The following is a 4,795-nucleotide window of genomic DNA, read 5'->3' as shown; positions in this document are numbered from 1 at the left end:
GCGATCGCTCTTTGGGAAAAACTTTTTGGTTTACTGTTTATCTGGGAAAAGCGATGTCTATGACGGGCTACGCCTACGCACTGACTGAGTTTTTCCCGTAGATTAAATGCGATGGCAAACGTCGGTAAGTCGGGGATCTTGTTTCTGACAAATGATTTGGGATTGCGATATCAGCATATTCAAAGGGGGTAGGGTGTGGGGGGTAGGGTGTGGGGAACCCAAGTTTAAAAACGTGGGATTGTAACAAGGACACTGTTTTTCTCGCGCTTTGCGTCTCGAAAAACATCTTTTTTTAAACTGAGCTTTAAACTCAGAACTAAAGTTTTTATTTAAACCCCTACACCCTAAACCCTACACCCTACACCCTGTTTTTTGTAATGTTTTAGAATCTGGATAGAAGCAAAATATTTTCCCTACAGTTCCTCCTCTTAATATTCCAGCTATGACTTCAAGTGCGTACAAAAGCTATGTCGAAGACATCGCGCCAAAAAACACAATTCCTGCTCTGGAAAACGGTGACAGACTAACTCAAAATATAGTTTGGCGCTTTCAAGACAGAGAACTGGATTGGTTTCGACTAACATTCGGTAAGTATATTCTGCTTGACTCCAATTCGGAAGGAATCATCAAAAGTGAAGTTTTCCCAGGATTATGGTTGGATAAAGAAGCCTTGTTAGCCGGAAATTTAGCGAAAGTAATTGAGATAGTGCAGCAGGGATTAACAACAGTTGAGCATCAGAATTTTGTGAAGCAATTGTCTGATAGCTTGTAGAGACGCATGAATAGTTGGAATCCCCCACTAATTGGTTAGTGCAGATACTCGTAGGGGACGGTGCCAGAGAGCGATGCCTGCGGCAACCCTGGAAGCGATCGCACATTCAGATGAAAAATAATAGTTTTCCTTACAGGCATACTTTTTCGGATCTTGCATTTGCGGCTTATCTATGTGAATATTCTATCAGAAAAATACGGTAAGTTGCTATATTTATCGTAGTATTGATATTGCTTATAGTTTAATGTACGTATGTTCAGTAACTATTTACCACATCGATTGATGAAGATTGTCAGCAGCTTTCTTCGGAATTATGAAATATCCAGAATTGGCACATTTGCCTTATTTTTTGCTGTCGGATTAAGTCTAACTTTTGTGATCTCGGCTTGTTCTCCCAACAACACAAGTAACTCCACCGCAACACAGACAGCAAATCAAGGTGTGGTAGTTCGTATTGGCTACCAAAAAGCGGCTACTATTCTCAACGCTCTCAAAAACCGAGGTAATTTAGCGCAAACTTTAACTGCTGCTGGTGCTTCGGTGACATGGGCGGAATTTCCCGCAGGTCCACCTATGCTAGAAGCAATGAACGCAGATAGTATTGACTTTGGCTATACAGGTGAATCACCACCAATATTTGCCCAAGCCGGAGGTACTCCCTTGCTTTATGTTGCTTATGATCCTTGGAGTCCCAAAGCTGAAGCAATTATTGTACCGCAAGATTCACCAATTAAAAGTGTTGCTGACCTTAAAGGAAAAAGAGTAGCCTTTGCTAAAGGCTCGAACACTAACTATCTTGTTGTCAAAGCTGTAGAAGCTGCTGGATTAAACTATAGTGACATTCAACCAGCACATCTAACACCAGCAGATGCCCGTGCAGCATTTACTAGTGGTAACGTTGATGCTTGGGCAATTTGGGACCCTTACCTAGCAGCAGTTGAACACGACACAAAGGTTAGGATATTAACAGATGCGACAAATTTAGCACCGAACCGGGGTTACTATCTTGCGCGTCAAGAGTTTGTTAATTCTCATCCAGATTTGTTGAAAACTCTATTAGATGAAGTAAGCATTGTAGATAAATGGGCAACAAATAATCCAGAAGAAGTTGCCAAGTTTTTAGAACCAGAGTTAGGTATTCCCGCAGCAGCATTAGAAAATGCCGAAAAACGACGAAAGTATGGCGTTTTACCGTTAACAGATGAAGTAATCACTCAGCAACAAAACATTGCCGATACTTTTCACAAAATCAAGCTAGTTCCCAAGCAAATCCAAGTCAAAGATATCGTTTGGAACGGTAATAAATCTTAGAAGTTCCTCCCTATTCGCAAAAGCTTATGGACATCAACACCCAACAAATAAAAACTGATGTACTTGTCATTGGTGGCGGTACAGCTGGGACAATGGCTGGAATTAAAGCCAAACAAGCGAATCCCGATGCAGAGGTGCTGATCTTAGAAAAGGCTAACATCCGACGAAGTGGTGCGATCGCAATGGGTATGGATGGTGTGAATACCGCAGTCATTCCCGGTCATTCTACCCCAGAACAATACGTGCGCGAAATCACCCTTGCTAACGATGGGATTGTCAACCAAAAAGCCGTTTATCAAACAGGCAAATTAGGTTATGAAGTTATCCAAGAATTAGAAACTTGGGGTGTGAAATTTCAAAAAGATGCTCAAGGCAACTATGATTTAAAACAAGTGCATCGTGTAGGTAAATATGTCTTACCCATGCCAGAAGGAAAAGACCTCAAAACAATTCTTACCCGACAAGTTAAACGCCACAAAGTCAAAGTCACAAATCGCGTCATGGCAACCCGTGTATTAGTCCAAGAAGGACGTGCTATTGGTGCGGTGGGATTTGATGTCAGAAACGGTGATTATATCGTCATTCAAGCGAAAGCAGTCATTTTGTGTACAGGTGCTTGTGGCAGATTAGGATTACCTGCTTCTGGCTATCTCTACGGCACTTATGAAAATCCTACTAATGCCGGAGATGGCTATTCAATGGCTTATCATGCAGGTGCAGAACTTAGTAATATAGAATGCTTTCAAATTAATCCTTTAATTAAAGATTATAACGGCCCCGCCTGTGCTTATGTCGCCGGGCCTTTTGGCGCTCATACTGCTAACGCCGAAGGAAATCGCTTCATTAGCTGTGACTATTGGAGTGGTCAAATGATGTTGGAAATCTGGAAAGAATTAAATTCTGGAAAAGGGCCAGTCCAACTCAAAATGACCCATCTTGATGAAGATACAATCGCTGAGATTGAATCTATACTGTGGGCGAATGAACGACCAAGTAGAGAACGTTTTCATCAAGGTAGAAATGAAGATTATCGCACTCACGGTGTAGAGATGCACATTTCAGAAATTGGCTTATGTAGTGGTCATAGTGCCTCTGGTGTGTGGGTGAATGAAAACGCTCAAACAACCATCCCAGGCTTATATGCAGCCGGAGATATGGCCAGCGTTCCCCATAATTACATGATTGGGGCATTTGTTTTTGGTCGCATAGCGGGAACTCATGCCATTGAATATATCCAAAATTTAGATTTTATTGAACCAGATACAGATTTTTTAGAAGCTGAAAAAGCTAGAATATACGCTCCATTAACACGTCCTAATGGTGTACCTCATACTCAAGTAGAATACAAATTAAGACGCTTAGTTAATGATTATCTGCAACCACCAAAATCAGGTAATAAAATCGAGATTGGTTTGAAACATTTTGTTCAATATCAACAAACATTAGATTTAATGGGCGCTCGTGATCCCCATGAATTGATGCGTAGTCTAGAAATTCACTTTATTCGCGACTGTGCAGAAATGGCAGCCAGAGCATCATTATATCGCCAAGAGACTCGTTGGGGTCTTTATCATTATCGCTTAGATTATCCAGAGAAAAATGATGAGGAATGGTTTTGTCATGTCAATTTAAAGAAAGATGAATTAGAGCAAATGGTATTGTTTAAGCGTCCTGTAGATCCTTACATTGTAGAAATAGATACAGTCAACGAATTATACAATGTTGCAGTTAAGTGAGAGGATGTTTTAAAAGTTTTAGCAAAATGTAGAGTGCATTGTAACCCAGCGCAATGCACCATCAATAATTCAATGACTTTTCTAAAATGCTTAAACTAATTAACCCAACTTGTGATTTATATTTAGAGTTTATTAATATGGTGGCGGAATATCAAAAACTTGGTGAATCACGTCTATTTTATCAGAATAATTTGACGTTAATTCAAGAAGATTTTTCCGCCTATATTCAATATTTAGAAAATAATTCAAAAGGTATTAGTTTAAAGCCTGGTTTTGTACCTGCAACAACTTTTTGGTTAGTGACGCAGGGTAAGGTAATTCTGGGCGAAAGCCAACTGCGTCACTGGCTAGTACCTACTTTAGAACATCGAGGAGGACATATTGGATATATGATTCGTCCTTTTCAGAGAAGTAAAGGATATGGTACAAAAATACTGGCTATGACTTTAGAAAAAGCTAGAAATATGGGATTGAGTCGTGTGCTTTTAACCTGTGAGCAAGATAATCTTGCTTCCGCTCGTATAATTCAGAAAAATCAAGGTAAATTAACAAGCGAGGGATTCTTGGAAAATTCGGACAAAATTATTTCCCGATATTGGATTGATTTGTGAAAACTTATCTTGAGTTTAAGACAACAAAAATGGGTTATAAAGCTATAATTTTTGATATCGATAATACCCTGTTAAATTTTGAGCTATGTGAACGCTAAGCTATTCTTGAAGCCCTGGAAGCTTGTACAATATCTTTAATGAATGGAATAAGTGAAAGTGCGATCGCTATCTCTTGTAGATTAGGTAGAACGTAGTGGAATCCAACACATGATATTGGGAAAACAGAAAATATTTACATGACATCTCTCAATCTATTGGATAAAATCAATGCTAAACCTATTTTTTATATTTAATTATTCGCTAAGATTAATATCGATGTTGGGTCAATACCGTTCGGATAAGATCCCCCCGCCTGTGGCGACCCC

The 4,795-nt window shown here is 39.7% G+C and carries 4 protein-coding genes; all 4 read left to right on the top strand.

Annotated features, from left to right (window positions below; all coding sequences use genetic code 11):
• Nucleotides 1-442: 442 nt before the first annotated feature.
• The 4 genes from F8S12_RS25985 to F8S12_RS25970 all read left to right on the top strand — a co-directional run bounded on the left by F8S12_RS25985 (nt 443) and on the right by F8S12_RS25970 (nt 4,430).
• A complete protein-coding gene (locus F8S12_RS25985; RefSeq protein WP_196519178.1) occupies nt 443-772 on the top strand; it encodes a hypothetical protein in 330 nt (109 codons plus the stop codon).
• Between the two features lie 252 nt (nt 773-1,024).
• Nucleotides 1,025-2,083: a sulfonate ABC transporter substrate-binding protein gene (locus F8S12_RS25980; RefSeq protein WP_196519177.1), complete on the top strand. Its 1,059-nt coding sequence runs from the start codon at nt 1,025-1,027 to the stop codon at nt 2,081-2,083.
• A 26-nt stretch (nt 2,084-2,109) separates the two neighbouring features.
• Nucleotides 2,110-3,819, top strand: coding sequence for a fumarate reductase/succinate dehydrogenase flavoprotein subunit (locus F8S12_RS25975; protein WP_196519176.1), 1,710 nt, complete (start codon nt 2,110-2,112; stop codon nt 3,817-3,819).
• 86 nt (nt 3,820-3,905) lie between these two features.
• Nucleotides 3,906-4,430: a GNAT family N-acetyltransferase gene (locus F8S12_RS25970; RefSeq protein WP_196519175.1), complete on the top strand. Its 525-nt coding sequence runs from the start codon at nt 3,906-3,908 to the stop codon at nt 4,428-4,430.
• Nucleotides 4,431-4,795 lie beyond the last annotated feature (365 nt).

Source organism: Nostoc sp. WHI (genome assembly GCF_015714725.1).
Lineage (GTDB): Bacteria > Cyanobacteriota > Cyanobacteriia > Cyanobacteriales > Nostocaceae > Nostoc.
The sequence above is the reverse complement of the archived record's forward strand: the minus strand, read 5'-3'. Positions and strand labels throughout refer to the sequence as shown.

Bases quoted from the DNA above. Each gene is read 5' to 3' on its own strand.
- F8S12_RS25985 (WP_196519178.1), top strand. From the start codon at position 443: ATGACTTCAAGTGCGTACAAAAGCTATGTCGAAGACATCGCGCCAAAA.
- F8S12_RS25980 (WP_196519177.1), top strand. From the start codon at position 1,025: ATGTTCAGTAACTATTTACCACATCGATTGATGAAGATTGTCAGCAGC.
- F8S12_RS25975 (WP_196519176.1), top strand. From the start codon at position 2,110: ATGGACATCAACACCCAACAAATAAAAACTGATGTACTTGTCATTGGT.
- F8S12_RS25970 (WP_196519175.1), top strand. From the start codon at position 3,906: ATGCTTAAACTAATTAACCCAACTTGTGATTTATATTTAGAGTTTATT.